Below are 17,152 nucleotides of genomic sequence, written 5' to 3'. Positions count from 1 at the left end.
TGCGTCGACGGGACCACTGCACGCCGCCGAGTAGCATGGAACGAGCAGTTCGACTGGAGGCATAATGGCAGATTCCCCACGTGCATTGATCACCGGAATCACGGGACAGGACGGCGGGCACATCGCGAGCCTCCTGCATTCCAAGGGATACGAGGTGTTCGGGCTCATTCGTGGTCAGAACAACCCCCGCCGTGAAGCGACGCAGAGCGAGTTCCCGTACGTCACCCTGATCGAGGGCGACCTCACCGACCCGACATCGCTCGTCCGCGCTGTGGAGACGAGCGACCCCGACGAGTTCTACAACCTGGCGGCCATCAGCCATGTCGGCTACTCGTTCAAGAACCCGACCCTCACCGCAGACGTGACCGCGAAGGGCGTTCTCAACGCTCTCGAGGCCGTCCGCATCACCGGGCGAGCCCAGAAGACCAAGTTCTACCAGGCTTCCACATCCGAGATGTTCGGCGGTCTCGACTACAACCGGCCCGGTGCCGGATACAACGAGAACTCCCTGTTCCACCCGCGCAGCCCGTATGGCGTCGCAAAGCTCTACGGCCACTGGATCGCCAAGAACTACCGCGAGAGTTATGACATGTACGTCTCGTGCGGCATCCTCTTCAATCACGAGGGCGAGCGCCGCGGCGTCGAGTTCGTCACGCGAAAGATCACACACGCCGTGGCCCGCATCAAGCTCGGCCTGCAGCCGCACATCGAACTCGGCGACCTGTGGCCCAAGCGCGACTGGGGCTACGCCGGAGACTATGTCGAAGGCATGTGGCGAATGCTGCAGCACGAAACCCCCGATGACTTCGTCCTTGCGACCGGCGAGACCCACTCCATCGAGGAGTTCCTCACTCTTGCCTTTGCCGAGATCGGCGTCGACGACTGGAAGCCCTACGTCGTGCAGAACCCCGCGTTCATGCGTCCCGCCGAGGTCGACATCCTGCTCGGCGACCCTGCCAAGGCCGAGAACGAACTCGGGTGGCGCCGCGAGGTCGATTTCCCGGGCCTGGTGGCGCGAATGGTCGCCCACGACCTGCAGCAGCAGTCGGCTTTGCTGAGCAACCCCGCGTGACCTTCACCCTCGCTATCACGGGGGCGAACGGATTCGTCGGCCCGCACGTCGCCCAGCTCGCACAGCGAGCGGGAATGCGCGTGTGGGCCGCGGGCCGTGAGGCGGACCCGGCCGAGCGGCTCGCTCCGTTCTGCGACGCCTACTACGGAACCGACCTGACAGGTGATTGGCCGTTCCCGGTCGGGGTCGACGCCGTGGTGCACCTCGCCGGGCTCGCCGCCGTCGGGCGGTCGTTCTCGGAGCCGCAGCGCTACCTCGAAGTCAACAGCTCGATCATGACCGTGATGTGCGAAACCCTCCTCGCACGGTCCGAGGGCGCGCGTGTGATCGTCGTCAGCTCGGGCGCCGTGTACGCCCCTCCGTCCGAGGGGAGATCGGTCGACGAGGCCCACGCGATGGCCGCGACATCGCCCTATGCCGTGGCGAAGCTGCTCGTCGAGACCCAGGCCGAGTACTACTCGCGACGGGGAGTCGACACCGTGGTGGCGCGTCCGTTCAATCACATCGGTCCGGGCCAGGGACCAGGCTTTCTCATCCCGGACCTGACGCGGAAGCTGCGGTCCGCGGTGCCCGGCGAGCCACTGCAGACGGGCAATCTTTCCACCGCGCGCGACTACACCGATGTACGTGACGTCGCGGCGGCATACGTCACCCTCGCGTCGGCCTCGGTGCACGAATATGCGACGTACAACGTCGGCTCAGGCCGATCGCACACGGGCGCCGAAATGCTCGAAGCACTTGCCTCCGCACTCGATGTGCCCGTTCCTCCGACGAGCATCGACACGGGGCTCTTGCGTCCCGGTGACGTCGCGGACGTCCGCGGTGACGCATCTCGCTTGCGCGACGAGTTCGGCTGGGTCCCCACGATCGACTGGCGTTCTTCAATCACCGACTACGTCGGCGCACTCGAATGACCCGCATGCGAATCCCTCGTCTCGCGACGTTCGCGCGGAAGAGCCTCCGGCGATTCAGGGGTTCCGCGTTCGCGCGCCCGGTCGTTCACGCTCTCGACCGCGTCTGGTGGGCGCGGGTGATCCGTCGCGCCGACCTGATCGACGACGACCTGATCCGTGCGCAGGGGTTCCGCACCCCGCGCGCCGCGCTGCGAGCCTACGTGCGCGGCGGCTTCCGCACCGGGGTGACGCTGAACCCGCTCGCAATGGAACGCCTTATCGCCTCGCAGCTCTCCGATGTCGGTCGGGTCCCGGCGCTCTACGCCTATCTGGTCAACGACCCCCGTCGCATCCGCGTCAGCGTGAACTGGGACGCGGTGGGCTGGGCGGAGGCGCATCCGGAAGCCCTCTCCGACCCTGCGGGTCCGCTCGGCCACCGCTGGCGGCTCGCGCGGGCGGAAGGCCGGATCGCGCTCGGCACGAAGAGGGAGACGACGAGCGTCCCCTGGTCGACCGTTGTGTCGGCGATGGGACGCTCCGCGCGGAGAGAGCCGAGCGGACCAATGGCCTCGTCGTCGGTCGCGCGTATCGTGGTCTGTGAGGTAGGGAAGGACGAACCCGACCTCGCCTACGCCCTCGACGCCGTGTTGGACACCGCGGCCCAGGCAGCTACCGACCTCGTCATCGCCCTCGACAGCGACGAGGTCGAGTCATGGCTCGCCTGTACGCTGGTGTGGGCTTGGCACCCTCGGGTCCGCGTGCAGACCCGAGATGCCCGTCTGATCGACAGCCTCCCCGTGGCGCCAAACGGAGTGGTCGTCGTGCGCGGCGCCGGTAACGAGATCTCGTCCGCCGATCTCCATGCTCTCGCGACAGCCGGAACCGAAGGGCCCGTCGCTCCTCTGTGGCTCGACGAGACCGGGGCCATCGCTTCCGCCGGACTCGTCGTCAGCGGCGGACGGTATCGGCATCTGCTGAGCGGTCACCCCGCCGAGGATGCGCAAGCGGCCGGCGAGTGGATTGCCGTGCCGCGCATCGCCGCCCCCACCTTCGCCCACCCGCTGGGGAGTAGCCCCAACGGCCCGGGGCGGACGCTCTTGGGCGCCGTCGTGCGCGCTCCCCGCCTGTCTCCGCCGATCGAGTCCGCGCCCGGACCTGACACCGATGTGGACCCTTATCTGCGTCCGGCCGGTCTCGTCGCCGTCGCGGGAGCGGGGGGAAGGCCGCGCGTGGAACGGCGACTCCCCGACGCCACCTCTGCGGGAGCGACTCCCCGGCTGAGATGGGCTCTGAAGATCGCAGCCCCCCCGGGCCGACCCGGGGAGTTCTGGGGCGACACTCACTTCGCCCGGGGATTGGCGGACGCACTTCGACGTCTCGGCCAAGACGTCGTGATTGACGCCTACGAGGCGCGGAAACGTCCGTCCGCACGGCTCGACGATGTGGTCCTCGCGCTTCGCGGGCCTGAACCCATCGACGCTCAGGATGACGCTGTCTCTCTGCTCTGGGTCATCAGCCACCCCGATGAGTTGACCGCTGGCGAGGCGGCGAGCTTCGATGCGGTGTTCGCGGCGTCCCGGTCATGGGCCCGCGAGACGAGCGTCTCGTGGGGCCGTGAGGTGAGGACTCTGCTGCAGTGCACCGACACGCGGCGTTTCCACCCGCGGGGATTGCCGCGCACCTCGGAGCGGGTGTTCGTTGGCACCGCGCGCGGTATCGCCCGTCCGTCCGTGGTCGAGCCCGTGAAGGCGGGCCTGCAACTCAGCGTGTACGGCCCCGATTGGACCGGCTACATCCCGGCCCATACGGTGGTCGCGCGAAGCGTGCCCAATGCAGCACTGCCCGCCCTGTACGAGAGTGCCGACATCGTGATGAACGACCACTGGCCGGCCATGCAGCGGGCGGGCTTCATCTCGAACCGGCTTTTCGATGTCGTTGCCGCGGGCGGACGTGCGATCAGCGACGAGGTGGACGGGGTCGGCGAGATCTTCGGCGGAGCGGTTGCGACCTATCGGACGATCGACGAGTTGCTGACGCTGCTGCGCCGCCCTTCCGAGGAGGTGTTCCCCCTGCCCGAGGAACTCGCGCGCATCGGCGCTGAAGTGCGCGCGGCGCACTCCTTCGATGCGCGTGCCCGCACACTCCTCGATCGCGCACTCGAACTGCGCTGACGCTCACCCGGGCCGCGCCGGTTCAGATCGCGGACGCAGAGAACGTCGCCAGAGCGCGCCCGAATTCCACCGGCGCCAGCTCGGCGATTCGTCGTGCGGTCGCATGCCCGTTGCTACGCACCTCCGACCAGACGCTGTCGATCGCAAGAGAATCGGCAAGCGAGCGGTCGAGCGTCTCGAGGGCGCCCGGGTCGAACCTCAGCGCGTTGTAGCCATCCAACACCTCATGTCCGAGGACGGGCTCATGAGGCAGGACATATACAGCGCCGCACGACATCAACGCGAGAGGGACGAGAGAGTTTCCGCGCGCTACGAAATCCACGATCACGCGCGGCCGGCGGTCGATCACGGAGTCGAGATCGGCCTGCGAATCAATGTCATCGAGTGGCATCACGACATGCGCGAATTCACGGGCGGTCGCCCGAAGTCGCTCGCGCTGGGACGCCGTCGCGCCGATGACCACTACGACCCTCTCGCTCTCGGCCGACAACTCCCTCGGGGGAAGAGCCGGTGCTACGCGAGCCCGCGCCTCCCACGCCGTGTCGATCGGCAGCTGACGCTGCACCCAGGGGTTGGGGGCCACATAGTCGAAGTCGGGACGGTATCCGGCGACGATCCGCGCTTGGAGCGCCGGGTCTTCGGGGTGGAACGCGCTCTCGACGCCCGGGAGGACGTATACAGGGAGCCCGCCCCCAGCGGTGGACAGCCAGACCGTCTCGGACGCCGTCCAATCGGCCGCGATGACGATCCCGGTGCCGTCGGACAGCCGCTGGATCAATTCTTCGTCGGGTGCCACACCGGAGACGCGGTGATACGACACGGCGCGGCCGGACTGTGCATCGCAGATGCGCCGCACGTAGGCCTCCCAGAGTGAACCCGAGGCCGGACCGAGGACGACGTCGAGCGGGGCGTCTTCAGGCAGACGGCGCGTGAGGAGCTGATCCTCCCACCGCGCCCAGAAGCGCCGCATGGAGGCGAGTTCGCGGTGCCCTTGGCTGTACCCGCGGCTCGCGGATTCGTGGTGCACGAGCAGGGCTGCGGGCTGATAGTAGCTGCGGATGCCGAGCTTCCACGCGCGCATCGCGTAGTCGACATCTTCGAAACCCAGCCAGAACTCGTCATCGAGCCCCCCCAAACGGTCGAACGCCTCGCGCGTGACATAGAGGCATGCCCCGGAGGCGCCACGATTGTAGCCAGCGACGTTGGCGACCGGCCGTGTCGCCGGGGCACCGGTGTGAAAATGGCTCCACCACTGCGGGGCATGCTGACGTGCGTGATAGTGCCCCGCGTATTGCAGTCGACCGTCGGGGTAGACCAGGCGAGGGCTGACGAGGCCGATTCGGGGGTCGATCGCGTACGCGCTGTACTGCAGGATCTCGAGCCAGCCGGGCTGGGCGACGATGTCGCTGTTCAGCAGAATGATGTCGCCAGGGGCCTCGGACATACCGACGTTGACCGTCCCGGAGAACCCGCGCCTCTCGCTCTTCTCGATGACACGCACCCGCGAGTTCTCGAGCTGTCGCAGTTGGGCGACGACCTCGACGTCGATGTAGTCGTCGACGATGACGATCTCCCACTCGGCATGCTCGCAGGTGCGCTCCACGCTCGCGACCGCCTCCCGGATGAGGTCGACGTCGTTGTAACTGGGGATGACGATCGTGACCGGTCGGGCATTGTCCCGGAACCAGGTCCCCGCCGCCACCCGAGTCGTTTCGTCGACTGGGCCGCCGATCATGTTGGCAAGATAGGAACGGCGGGTACGGCGGTCGCGGTACTTCACCTTCCACGTTTCCGGCATCGAGCGGTAGAGGCGTCTGGCGGCGCCGTGAAGAATCTGCAACATGTCGGTCTACGTCCATCAGCGAGTCAGGAAACCCAATGATATCGATCACGAACGCGGACGTCGCCCGATCGAGGTTGCTGGTGGTCGCAACGGATGTCGTCGGCGAGCGCATGGCGGGCCCCGGTATCCGAGCGGTCCGAATCGCAGAGCAACTCTCTCGCGTGTCCACGGTGACGCTTGCCGTGAGTGCGGGCGACGTGGCTTCGGTTCCCTTCCTGAGCGCCGGACCGTTCACCGTCCGCACCTACGGCGACGGCGACGAGCTGGTCAGCATGATGGGGGAGCACGATGTCGTCTACAGCCAAACCCTCGACCCTGACGTCATCACACGTGGCGCCGCGACGGGGGTCCGCTTCATCTTCGACCTGTACAACGCCCTCCCCGCCGAGGCCATCGGGGCCGAGAACATCGGGGGGTTCACTGATGCGCAACAGAAGGACCGCGTCTTCGACGATGTGCTCCATCAGTTCCGAGTGGCCTTGCGCATCGGGGCATACTTTGTCACGTCGAACGACAGACAGCGCGATTTCTGGATCGGTTACGCGCTGGCATCCGGCGCTCTTCGTCCGAGCACCCTCCGCGGTCGCGAAGTGGCCGACATCATCGGGCTCGTCCCGTTCGGTATGCAAGACGACGACCCGGTGGCCAAACGATCCGCCCTACGCGAGGACTTCGAACTGCAGGATAAGGATTTCCTTCTCGTCTGGGCCGGCGGCATCTGGGACTGGTTCGACGCGGAGACCCCTATTCGCGCCGTCGCCGAGCTCCGTGGCGAGGGCCATCCGGTCTGTTTGGCTTTCTACGGAACGACGCACCCGAACGAGCTGATCGGAGCCCCGCCGTCGGTCGAGCGGGCGAGATCGCTTGCTCAGCGTCTCGGCGTCCTCGACCAGGGCGTGTACTTCGTCGATGGCTGGGTTCCCGCCGACGACCGTGCGGATTATCTCGTGGGGGCCGATGCCGCGGTGTCGGCGCACCGGCCCTCGTTCGAAACGCGTTACGCGTTCCGCACCCGGATCCTCGACCACTTCTGGGCCCGTCTCCCCAGCGTCGTCACCGAAGGGGATTGGTTCGCCGAGTACATCCGCGACGAAGACCTGGGGGTCGTCGTGGCTTGCGAGGACGTGGCGGCCATGAAAGCCGGCATCATCGAGTTAACACACCGCCGCGCTCGGCGCCGCATGGGGCGTCACATCGACGCTGTTCGCGACGCCTGGAGATGGTCGGAAACAACCCGTCCACTCCGCATGGTGGTCGAGAACTGGGACGTCCTCCTCGTGCCCGGAAACGCCACGGCCGAGTCTGCCGACGGTATGCCGTAGAGGCCACGCGATGCGCCCCCGAGGTTCTCACCTCCGGGGCGACCCCACGGGACGGTGCCCAGCACTCGCCGGAAGCACCATGCCGCGGGTCAGTTGGATTTCGGCGATGACTGGTCGATGCCCACGTCGCTGAACGGCGTCGCTGTCAGGCCGGAACTCGCGGCCCGCGAGTAGAAGTCCGCCACGATGTCCAGCACGCGCGGCCAGTGGTACCGCTCCGCTGTCTCGAGACCGCCCCGCCGGAGGCGCTCCCGTTCGTCCGGATCGGAACGGAGACGGTCGATAGCCGCCACGAGGGCACCATCGTCGTCTTGCCCGACGACGATGCAGTTCTCGCCGTCGATGCAAAAATCGCGGTTGCCGTGAGAATCCGTGGTGATGACGGGGCACCCGGCCGCCATCGCTTCGAGGACCGGGAGGCAGAAACCCTCGTGGCGCGAGGTCTGAACGAACATCGTCGCCGTGTTGTAGAGCTCGTTCACGTGCGGATCCAGGGGGCGGACGACGTACTCCGTCCGCTCGTCCTCGAGAATGTCGGGCTCCGTTCCGAACATCAGCAGCCGCGGGCGGCGCTCCCCCATCGCCCGCCAGGCGCGAGCGGTCATCGCGAAGTTCTTCTGGAAGAACGACCGACCGATAGCCAGCACCGTGTCCTCCTCGCGAGGGACCTCGGCGAGCTGATGGAAGACCGTCTCGTCATAACCGTGAGGCACGAGCGTCGCCGTCATTCCGATCTGCTCCAGCTCGCCGACCTGGTAGCTCGCCTCCGTGATGCCGAGGAACTCGCTGCGGTAGCCCGCGACGACGGCTGCCTGGACGACCTGATCATCGGGGAAGAACCACGTCTCGAACTCTTGGATGAGATAGACGGGGAGGCCGTGGTTGACCGATCCCAACCACACGATCTCGGCCGTCTCCCACCACGTCGCCACCTTGATGGCATCGGCATTGCGCAGGGAGAGCAGCAGATCGCCGTAACTGTCGAACGTGCGGACGGGGACGTGGAGTTCGAACCAGGTGGGAGCCGTCTGCAACGACCAGATCTCGACGTCCATCCCCCGCGCGGCCAATCCGTTGGCGATCTGAAAAACCGCGCGGATCCCGCCGCTGATCGATGTTGCCGTGAGGACGAAGATCACCCGGACCCGCTCACCGTCTTCCGACACCGTACGCCGCATGAGCCATTCGCGAGCATCAGAGCTCACGGACAAGCTGGGGAGTGTTCTCACATCGAAGACGACGGGGCTGAAGCACAGGGTGCGGATGTTGCCCGCCCAGCCCTTGCGCACGAGCTCCGCGACCTGAACGTCGAGCCGCGTACCGGACAGATGGCGGGTGGGAACGTCGACGCGGTCGAGCGCGAAGGAGGTCGCGTAGAAGCCATGGGCGGGGGCGGTGAGCACGTAGCGCGGAATGGAATCCTGGCCGTAGTCCTTCACGCTGCTCGGGCTCGGAACGTACTCGCCCTTGCGTCGATCGAACTGGAACCCGCTTGTCACCACACCGTCGACGCGGTAGGCGGGAGTGACGAAGCCCGTCTCTTTCTCCGGCTGGTACTCATGGGCTGCGAATTGCAGCTGCATCAGCTCCGCGATCTCGGGGAGAGGCTGACCCGCGTCGAGCAGGAGGAGGTCCCACCTGCGCCGCCGCCCGTGCATGTAGGCCAGAACCTCGGTGAGGTCGAACTCCGCCGCTCCCCGCACTCCGGTGCGGGTCCAGGTCTCGGCGGAGAGGCTGCGCGTGAAGGGAACGGCTGCGTCGCCGACGAGGAAGTGAACGTTCATGCGGCTCGCGGTACGCGTCATCCACGCCCCGAGGGAGGGCGACGGGGTGCCATACAGGGCAATCACCAGCTGGGGGCGGACGATCGTGTACCAGCCCGCGGCACGTTGCGAGGTCAAGGCGGTGGAGATGCCGTTCGGAAACGTCAGTCCCTCGACCGCTCGCCATTGACCGAGCGCACGACGGCGTACGCGGAAGGCCTGAGGGCCGAGCTCTACCAGAAGCGAGGCTTGGAACAGCGCCGCCGACACGCGCTCGATGAGGCGCGCGAGACGGCGAGACACCGCGCGAGGCAACCGATCCAACATTCACGATCCTTTCGACCACAGACCACCCAAGTTTAGGTGGCATTGCGTAACATCCCTGTCCCGGCCTCGGCGTCCCTCGACCGGCACGTCAGTACGCGGGGCCGATCTTGAGCAGAGCGAGAGCCTCGCGACTGATGGTGAGCACTCGTGGCGAGGGTGTACCCGCGATCTTTTGGAGCTGCGGCACAGAGGTGACATGACGGTATGCACCCCCCACGGCGTAGAAAATCCGAGTGTCATCGGCGGGGCGGATGAAAACCAGACCCGCGCCCTCCGTCGTGATGGCCAGCGCGGAGCATGTGGACGGGTCGAGCGACGCGACGACGAAACCCTCAGTCGCCGCGGCAGTTACGGGCCGCAGGGACCCCGAAGCCACATAGAAGGAACTCCCACCGCACGAGACGAACGGCTCGAGGTTGCCGATCTGCGGCCAGTTGTAAGCGGCGGAGGTGGGGACATTCGTGCTGAAGACGCCGGAGGGGAGGCCGAATTCGGCAGCACGCGTCCAGGAGGGCAGGTAGAACAAACGACCGTCGCCTGTGGGCAGCCACACACGACTGTCACCGGCGAACATGATGAACTGGCCGTTCGCGAAACGGGTCTGCGTCGACACGCGGTACCGCGCCACGACCGATCCCGGGAGGAGCGCCGCGTACGGCACCGTCCCGAGGTTGTACGTCGCGGCTACCGCGTCGTCATACATCGGCTGCATCTCGGCGCCGACCATCCGATAAACCGTCGCGGCCGAGTCGGTTCGCCCGAAAGGACTCATCGGCTTGCCCACACTCAGGGACGCGAGGTCTGCACCCGTCACGTCGATGATGAGATTCTGGCAATTCCCGCCCCAGAGGGCGATGAGGTCGCAGCTATCGAAGTAGTGCAGTTCCCGCGAATCGAGGTAGTAGACGGCCCCTGTGGTCGAGTTGCGCACATAGAGGCTCGCATCGCCGCCGTCCGCGAAACGGTCGAGGTACTCACGCGTCACTGCCGAAGGGTCACCGAATGCCGCTCGCCACTGCGCCCACGCGTGGGGCGGCATGTGGTACCTACGATTGCCGGACACGAGATAGATGTCGTTGGCCACGGAAACGATCCGGCGGTTCTGCTCGCGCGTCGATCCGAACCAGTCTGTGAATGTGCGCCAGAAGTTGCGGTTGCCGTAGGCAGAGCAACCGTCGCCCGTGCCGTAGAGGTTGTTCAGGGCCGCCCGATTGGGCACGTATGGGGTATAGATGTAAAGGCCGGCGGTTGCGGCATTCTCGATGTACACACGCTGAGTGCCGCACCCGCCATCGGGGTTGTACAGGATGTTGTTCCATCGACCGGACTGGTAACCCCACCACGTCGGATTGAGGCGGTAGACCTCGAACTGACGCGCCGCGTAGTAGACCTGGTAAAAGAAACCGGCGGTCGCCTTGTCGCACGGGGCCGTGTCCGGGCATCCCTGGCCGGTAGCCGCGGAATAGTTCCACGACGACGGAGCCGTCGAGGTGATGAGACCCTGTTCCTTCTGCAGCAGAACCAGAAGAGCCTTCTGGCTGATGCCGCACGAGCGAGCGACCTTGTCGATGATGGTCGAGGCGCTCTCGTTCGCCGCACCGGAGTAGCCGTTGCAGTACTTGTCGGCGGGCCTGTTGTCCGTGTTCTGCCGGTAATCCTTGACGCAGGTGTACCCCGACTGGCAGTTGCGCACCTGGCGCTCCATGAAAGCCTGGATCTCGGCGGAACCCATGGCGTTGCCGTCGTAGAAGACGGAATCGTCGATGATATTGCCCGGGTTCCAGTCCGCGGCATTGGCTGCCGCGGCGGAATCCACGGGGGCGATCGTGGCGGGGAGTGCGAGAGGGGCGGCCACGAGCAGAGCGAGCGCGCAAGCCCAGACCGCGACCATCGCCGCGAAGCGGCAGCGGCGGCGGCGGGTGGGACGGATCACGAGGTCGGCTCGACCGTCGTCACCGCGGACGTGGCCGATGTGGTGCGCGACGAGTAGGTGACCTGGAAAGCCGGGTCGGCCGTGTCGCCGACGGCGATGGACATGAGACCGCAGTAGGTCACGTCCTTTCCCTCGTTAGCCGTGGAGTCGACCTTCGCCCCCGAGGACACCAGAGTGAGCGTGCACGTCCCACCGGACTCCGAGACCCCCGGCACCATCGCCGAGACCTCGAGGGTGCCGTCGCGGACCTCGGAAGTAATGATCAGAATCTGACCGTTGTACGGAGCATCCGTGGCTGCGCCCCCCCCTTCAGTCGGGGCCGGCGACGGTGTGCCGGTGGCCTCAGGCGACATCGTGGGCGTCGCGGTCGACGCGGTCGGGCTCGGGGCGGGGGTTGCGGAGCCGGTAGCCCCGGCGCATCCGGAGAACGACAGAGCCCCGGCCAGGAGCAGCACGGGCATCACGACGCGCGTGCGCCGGAGGGAGGACGGTACGGCAGCGTCGATGGCGTTCTTCACGGCAATATTATGCGCGCGCGAGCGCCGACTCGCCTCCACCCACGCCGCGAGACACCAGGTCGTTATCGACGGACGACTCTACGCCGCAGACGCCGCAGACGCGACCACAGCGGCTGATGCGCATCGAGTTCCTGCCGGAGGTCGTCCCGGATCTCCTTACGCATCCGGGCCGCGGTTTGAGCGAGACGCTCGTCAATGTGCGCAGCGAGCTCCGTGTGCAGGTCAGCGAGGTACAGCGGCAGCCCCTCCCCCTCTCGCCCGATCCACTCCGCGAGCGCGCGATCACGTACCCGCGCATCGTCGATGGCGTGCGCCTCGGTGAGGGCGAACATGCTGTTGGCGTCGAGGCCCGTGGCATCCGGTCTCTGCGTCCAGAAAGCGAGCGCTTCTCCCGGGAGGAAGCCGATCCCCCCGTGCCGAAGGATCCGAAGGTAGAGATCCCAGTCCTCGACGGCGTCGAGCGACTCGTCGTACCAACCGATCTCGTCGTGGATCGACCGCCGATAGAGCACCGAAATGGGGACGGCCCGGTTCACGCTGAGCATCTCGGTCAGCGAGATGCGTTGCATACCCGCCCAGAACGGCGCCCGCCCGGCCTCGACCCACGCACCGTCGCGCTTCTCTTCGTAGACGATCTCTGTCGGCACGGCGACGGCCGCGTCAGAAGGGGTCGCATCGAGCCACGCGAGGGTTCGAGAGAGGAACTCGGGATGCCAGCGGTCGTCGTCGTCGTGAAGTACGACGTACTCGGTACCAGCGTCGCGAACACCCCGATTCGCAGCGACGCAGCGACCGCCCTCACCGTCCGCGATGTGAAGGACGGAGACGTCGAGGCCGGCCCCCGCGACGATCGATTCGACCTCGGCGGGGTCTCCCCCGTCGTTCACCACGATGACCCGGTGGTCGACGAAGGTCTGAGCGCCGATGTCGCTCAGCGCCCGTCGGAGGAAGTCCGGCCGCCGCCGGGTACGGACGACGATCCCGACGCGCGCAGTCATGCTGTCGAGCATAGGGGCCGTCGGCCTCACAGCTCCGCGTGCAGCGCCCACACCCGCTCGGCCGACGCTCTCCACGCGAAGCCCTTGGCGCGGTCGCCGGCCAGGACCCGCAGTCGCTCGGCGTCCTCGCCCAGGGCACGCTCGAGGGCGGCACCGAGCTGGTCGGAGGTCGCGAAGGCGGCGGCGTCGGCGAGCACTTCGTGCAGCACCGGGGTATCGACGGCGGCGATGGGGACACCCACCGCGAGGGCGTCGACCGCCCGCCACGGCCAGTCGGCCCGGGGGCTCGCGGCGACGAAGGCCGCGGCGTGCGAGAGGATCGCTGCGCGATCCCAGCGGTCGAGCGAGCCGCGGGCATGGATCCGCGTCTCGGCGAGGCCCGCGGCCGAGGCGATGTCGATGACGGCCGGCGCCTCCCCCTCGGGGACGTCGAGGACGACGACGTCGCCCTCCCAGCCGGACGCGACCACGGCCGCGAAAGCCGCGCCGAGGGCGTCGGAGGCCGCGCTCCCTCCGGCGGCGGCGACGAAGGTCTGAGGCAGATCGAGGGCGCGGAGCCGCCCCACCGCATCCGACGGGACGCGCAGCCCCGCTGCCGGGGCCCCGTTGATCACACGGACTTTCTTCACCAGCTTGGCCTTCGCGACCTCTGCGAGGCGCTCGGCCATGGCGTGCGTGGGGACGATCACCGCGTCGGCGTGCTTTCCCACTCGCGACAGCAACGCTCGAGCGGCGAGGACCTCGGCCTTGGGCAGTTCCTCGGGGGTCTCCCACGCCCGCAGGTCCCACACCGTCACCACGATCTGGTGCGTCTCGTTGACGCGGTCATGACGCACGAGCGGCGCCAGCGGGGTCGGCGAGTGGATGAGTCCCTTGCCGATGCCGGGAGCCACCCCCAGCTGCCAGGATGCCGCGAGCTCGCGCCGACGCATCGACAGACGCGTCTCGGAGCTGAGACCGGCGATGGCATCGTCGTCGGGGATGCCCGGCGACGGGACGATGGCCCCGACATCGCAGCCGCGCGGGGCGGTGGCGATGAGGGCCTCGGTCAGCGAGGCCGAGGCTTCGGCGAGGTCGCGGGAAGTCGGGGCGACGAGCTGATCCAGCACGACGCGCAGGGTCACGGTCACGAGGAGGGCGCCTCCGTCTCGGTCGGCGGGTGCAGCTTGTCGTGCACCATCTGCTGCACCTGGGCGTAGTCGGGGTCGAACTCGTCGACGCCGCCCGCCGGGGTGAGCTCGAGGGTGCCGACCGGCTGGTCTTTGGCCTTGAGCGCCAGATTCACCAGGGTCGGGGCGATGAGGCCCTGCGGCAGGTCGGTCTGGACGATATTGGTGGTGCTACCCGCGACGTCCTGGAAGTGCGCGAGCACGTTCTGCGGGGTGGTCTGCGCGAGGATCGCCTCCTGCAGCTCGCGCTGACGGCGCATGCGATCGAAGTCGCTCGTCGTGTACCGCGAGCGGGCGTACCACTGCGCGGTGTCGCCGTTCATGTGCTGCTGTCCGGCCTCGACCCAGCCGAAGGCCCAGTCGTCGACCGGCTGACCGTCGTAGGCGGGGCCGCCCTTCGGGAGGCGCTCCTTCACGTCGATGTCGACGCCGCCGAGCGCATCAACGAGGTCGGCGAAGCCCTTCATGTCGATCAGCACGTAGTAGGGAATCTGGATGCCCATGATCCCCTCGGCGGCGTCCTTCGTCGCCTCGATACCCGGCTCGGACCCCTGCGACACCGCGTCCGGGTAGAGCGCGTTGCCGTCCTGGCAGACCTCGACCTCGGTGCGGAGCTGATTGATGCCGCTCCCCCAGCCGCAGGTCGCGTTGGCATAGCCGGTGTGGCCGTTCGGGTACTTGTCCTGCATGGGTCCCGGAGCGAAGGGGAAGTGCGGCATGTCGCGCGGGATGCCGGTGATGGTGGTCGCTCCGGTGTCGGCGTTGATCGAAACGACCGAGATGCTGTCGAAGCGCATCGAGTCCCGCCCCTCACCGGAGTCGGCGCCGAGAAGGAGGATGTTGTAGTACCCGTCCGACGGCGGCACGACGGGGGCGGACTGCGCGAACAACTCCGAGAAGGTGTCTCGGGTCGTGCCCGCGGTCTGCGCGGCCCACGCCGCGCCCGAGCCCGAGAGAACGAGGAGCGCGACGGAGACGAACGCCACGCCCACGCGCGAGAACGCGCGCAGACGGACCAGTCGGACCAGTCGGAGGGTGTCGATCGTGAGCACGACCCACAGCACGATGTAGGCGACGAGGACGATCTGCACGAGTGTCAGCGGGAGGGGGCGGAACCACGACAGGAAGTCGGGGATGAACGATCCGGTCGCCAGGGCGAACAGTCCGCTGGGCATGAGCAGCGCACCGAGTCCCGCGAGCACGAGGATGGTCCACATCAGCAGGGTCGCTGCGAGGCCGAACCGCCCCAGCCGCCTGTTGCCGGCGAGCACCTGGGCCGAGCCCGGGAGCAGGAAGTTCAACGCGACGAGCCACCAGCCGCGGCGCGTCATGACGGCCGTCGAGGTGGCGTCGGGGTTGCGCAGGGGACGCTGCTCGACGACGTGCGCCTGGGATCGTGGACGAGCGGCCGCGAGCGTCATAGGGAGTCCTTCAGACGTCGGTTCTTCTCTTCGACCTGCGCTTCGAGGTCGCGCGCGTAGGCCTCGACGCGCTCGGCGAGGGCGGCGTCGGCGCTGCCGAGGATCCGCGCGGCGAGGAGACCGGCGTTCTTCGCCCCGTTGATCGAGACGGTCGCGACGGGAATGCCCGCGGGCATCTGCACGATCGACAGCAGCGAGTCGAGGCCGTCGAGCGTCGCCAGCTGCACGGGGACGCCGACGACGGGGAGGGCGGTGACGGATGCCAGCATGCCCGGCAGGTGCGCGGCTCCCCCGGCCCCCGCGATGATGGCGCGCAGCCCGCGCCCCCGCGCCTCGCGGCCGTAGCGGATGAGCTTGTCGGGTGTGCGGTGCGCCGAGACCACCTCGACCTCGTGCGGGATGCCGAACTCGGTCAGCACTTCGCTGGCGGCGTTCATCACGCGCCAGTCGGAGTCGGAGCCCATGACGACGCCGACCACGGGCGTCTCGGAAGAATGCAGCGGCCGGGTCACCGGTCCAGGGTAGGTGGACTCGCTGGAAGATCTCGGAACGGCGCGCTCAGTCGAAGAACGCGGCGGCCGCGCGGCCCTCGTAGACGACGTCGTCGAGGTCCTCACCGATGACGTTGACGTGACCGACCTTGCGGCCCGGACGCGGGGCTTTGCCGTAGGTGTGGATCTTCGCGGCGGGGTGCGCGGCCATCGCCGCGGAGAACCGCTCGTCGAGGGTGCCTTCGGCAGGCCCACCCAGGACGTTGATCATCACCGACCAGGGTGCCACGGCATCCGTCGATCCGAGGGGCAGATCGAGGACCGCGCGCAGGTGCTGCTCGAACTGGCTCGTGACCGCTCCGTCCTGCGTCCAGTGGCCGCTGTTGTGGGGGCGCATGGCGAGTTCGTTGATGAGGATGCGCTGGTCGCTCGTCTCGAAGAGCTCGACGGCGAGCATGCCCGTGACACCGAGCCCCTCGGCGACGGCGACGCCGATCTCGGCGGCCACGCGCTGCACGCGGGCGTCGGCGCGAGGAGCCGGGGCGACGACCTCGGCGCACACGCCGTCGCGCTGCACGGTCTCGACCACGGGGTAGGCGCGCACCTCGCCCGAGGGACGACGTGCCACCTGCTGGGCGAGTTCGCGCGTGAAATCGACGAGCTCCTCGACCAGCAGCGAGCCGCCGTTGCCGTCCTCGGCGAGGGCGGCGAACCAGTCGTCGGCTTCGGTCGCGGCCGACACGACCCGCACGCCCTTGCCGTCGTATCCGCCCCGCGGCGTCTTCACGACGGCGCGGCCGCCGTGGGCGTCGAGGAAGTCCTGCAGCTCGGATGCCGCGGACACCGCCGCCCAGTCGGGCTGCGGGAGCCCCAGCTCGGCCATCTTGGCGCGCATGACCAGCTTGTCCTGCGCGACCCCGAGGGGTGCCGGCCCCGGGTGGACGCTGACACCGGCGTCGACGAGGGCGGCGAGCACATCTTGCGGCACGTGCTCGTGGTCGAAGGTGATCACGTCGACGTCGCGGGCGAAAGCCAGCACGGTGTCGGCGTCGCGGTAGTCGCCGACCGCTGTCGCGGCGAGCGCGGCCGACATGCCCTCGCTCTCGGCGAGGACGCGGATCTCGACCCCGAGCTCCACGGCGGGCGCGATCATCATCCGCGCCAGCTGTCCGCCACCGACCACTCCGACTCGCAGCGCCATGCCGCTCCTTCCGTCGGCATCCATTCTGTC

At 67.9% G+C, this 17,152-nt stretch carries 13 protein-coding genes; 4 read left to right on the top strand and 9 right to left on the bottom strand.

Annotation, left to right across the window (positions count from 1 at the left end; all coding sequences use genetic code 11):
• The first annotated feature begins 64 nt into the window (after nt 1-64).
• Genes AB6V29_RS10115 through AB6V29_RS10105 form a run of 3 tightly spaced genes read left to right on the top strand, consistent with a single transcriptional unit; the run spans nt 65 to nt 4,136 of the window.
• Nucleotides 65-1,072, top strand: a complete 1,008-nt coding sequence (locus AB6V29_RS10115; protein ID WP_369358411.1) for a GDP-mannose 4,6-dehydratase — start codon at nt 65-67, stop codon at nt 1,070-1,072.
• Nucleotides 1,069-1,986: an NAD-dependent epimerase/dehydratase family protein gene (locus AB6V29_RS10110; RefSeq protein WP_369358409.1), complete on the top strand. Its 918-nt coding sequence runs from the start codon at nt 1,069-1,071 to the stop codon at nt 1,984-1,986. Before AB6V29_RS10115 ends, AB6V29_RS10110 begins: the two co-directional genes overlap by 4 nt.
• A gap of 5 nt (nt 1,987-1,991) precedes the next feature.
• Nucleotides 1,992-4,136, top strand: a complete 2,145-nt coding sequence (locus AB6V29_RS10105) for a glycosyltransferase (protein WP_369358408.1) — start codon at nt 1,992-1,994, stop codon at nt 4,134-4,136.
• Nucleotides 4,137-4,158: 22 nt separating this feature from the next.
• Here the strand turns inward: AB6V29_RS10105 and AB6V29_RS10100 are convergent, their stop codons facing one another.
• Nucleotides 4,159-5,871 carry a glycosyltransferase family 2 protein gene (locus AB6V29_RS10100; protein WP_369358406.1) on the bottom strand — a complete coding sequence of 571 codons (1,713 nt, stop codon included), beginning with the start codon at nt 5,869-5,871 and terminating at the stop codon, nt 4,159-4,161.
• A gap of 143 nt (nt 5,872-6,014) precedes the next feature.
• Between AB6V29_RS10100 and AB6V29_RS10095 the strand changes: the two genes are divergently transcribed.
• Nucleotides 6,015-7,301, top strand: coding sequence for a glycosyltransferase (locus AB6V29_RS10095; protein WP_369358404.1), 1,287 nt, complete (start codon nt 6,015-6,017; stop codon nt 7,299-7,301).
• Between the two features lie 89 nt (nt 7,302-7,390).
• Here AB6V29_RS10095 and AB6V29_RS10090 read toward each other — a convergent pair whose 3' ends face one another.
• The 8 genes from AB6V29_RS10090 to AB6V29_RS10055 form a co-directional block, all read right to left on the bottom strand.
• Nucleotides 7,391-9,367: a glycosyltransferase family 4 protein gene (locus AB6V29_RS10090; protein WP_369358401.1), complete on the bottom strand. Its 1,977-nt coding sequence runs from the start codon at nt 9,365-9,367 to the stop codon at nt 7,391-7,393.
• A gap of 112 nt (nt 9,368-9,479) precedes the next feature.
• Nucleotides 9,480-11,207, bottom strand: coding sequence for a hypothetical protein (locus AB6V29_RS10085; protein ID WP_369358400.1), 1,728 nt, complete (start codon nt 11,205-11,207; stop codon nt 9,480-9,482).
• Between the two features lie 113 nt (nt 11,208-11,320).
• Nucleotides 11,321-11,842, bottom strand: coding sequence for a hypothetical protein (locus AB6V29_RS10080; RefSeq protein WP_369358398.1), 522 nt, complete (start codon nt 11,840-11,842; stop codon nt 11,321-11,323).
• Nucleotides 11,843-11,904: 62 nt separating this feature from the next.
• Entirely contained in the window at nt 11,905-12,840 is a 936-nt protein-coding gene (locus AB6V29_RS10075) for a glycosyltransferase family 2 protein (RefSeq protein WP_369358396.1), read from the bottom strand.
• A gap of 26 nt (nt 12,841-12,866) precedes the next feature.
• The gene (locus tag AB6V29_RS10070) at nt 12,867-13,970 is read right to left on the bottom strand and encodes a glycosyl transferase (RefSeq protein WP_369358394.1); all 1,104 of its coding nucleotides are present in this window, start codon (nt 13,968-13,970) and stop codon (nt 12,867-12,869) included.
• Nucleotides 13,967-15,430 (bottom strand): LCP family protein, encoded by a 1,464-nt coding sequence (locus AB6V29_RS10065; RefSeq protein ID WP_369358392.1) that lies wholly within the window; start codon nt 15,428-15,430, stop codon nt 13,967-13,969. The genes AB6V29_RS10070 and AB6V29_RS10065 overlap by 4 nt, the downstream gene beginning before the upstream one ends.
• Nucleotides 15,427-15,894, bottom strand: a complete 468-nt coding sequence (gene purE / locus AB6V29_RS10060) for a 5-(carboxyamino)imidazole ribonucleotide mutase (RefSeq protein ID WP_307317903.1) — start codon at nt 15,892-15,894, stop codon at nt 15,427-15,429. Before purE ends, AB6V29_RS10065 begins: the two co-directional genes overlap by 4 nt.
• Nucleotides 15,895-15,988: 94 nt before the next feature.
• Nucleotides 15,989-17,122 carry a 5-(carboxyamino)imidazole ribonucleotide synthase gene (locus AB6V29_RS10055; protein WP_369358390.1) on the bottom strand — a complete coding sequence of 378 codons (1,134 nt, stop codon included), beginning with the start codon at nt 17,120-17,122 and terminating at the stop codon, nt 15,989-15,991.
• Between the last annotated feature and the right edge of the window lie 30 nt (nt 17,123-17,152).

Origin of the sequence: Microbacterium sp. 20-116 (assembly GCF_041079415.1) — a bacterium.
In the GTDB taxonomy this organism is placed as follows: domain Bacteria; phylum Actinomycetota; class Actinomycetes; order Actinomycetales; family Microbacteriaceae; genus Microbacterium.
This window is presented reverse-complemented; position numbering and strand designations above follow the sequence as displayed.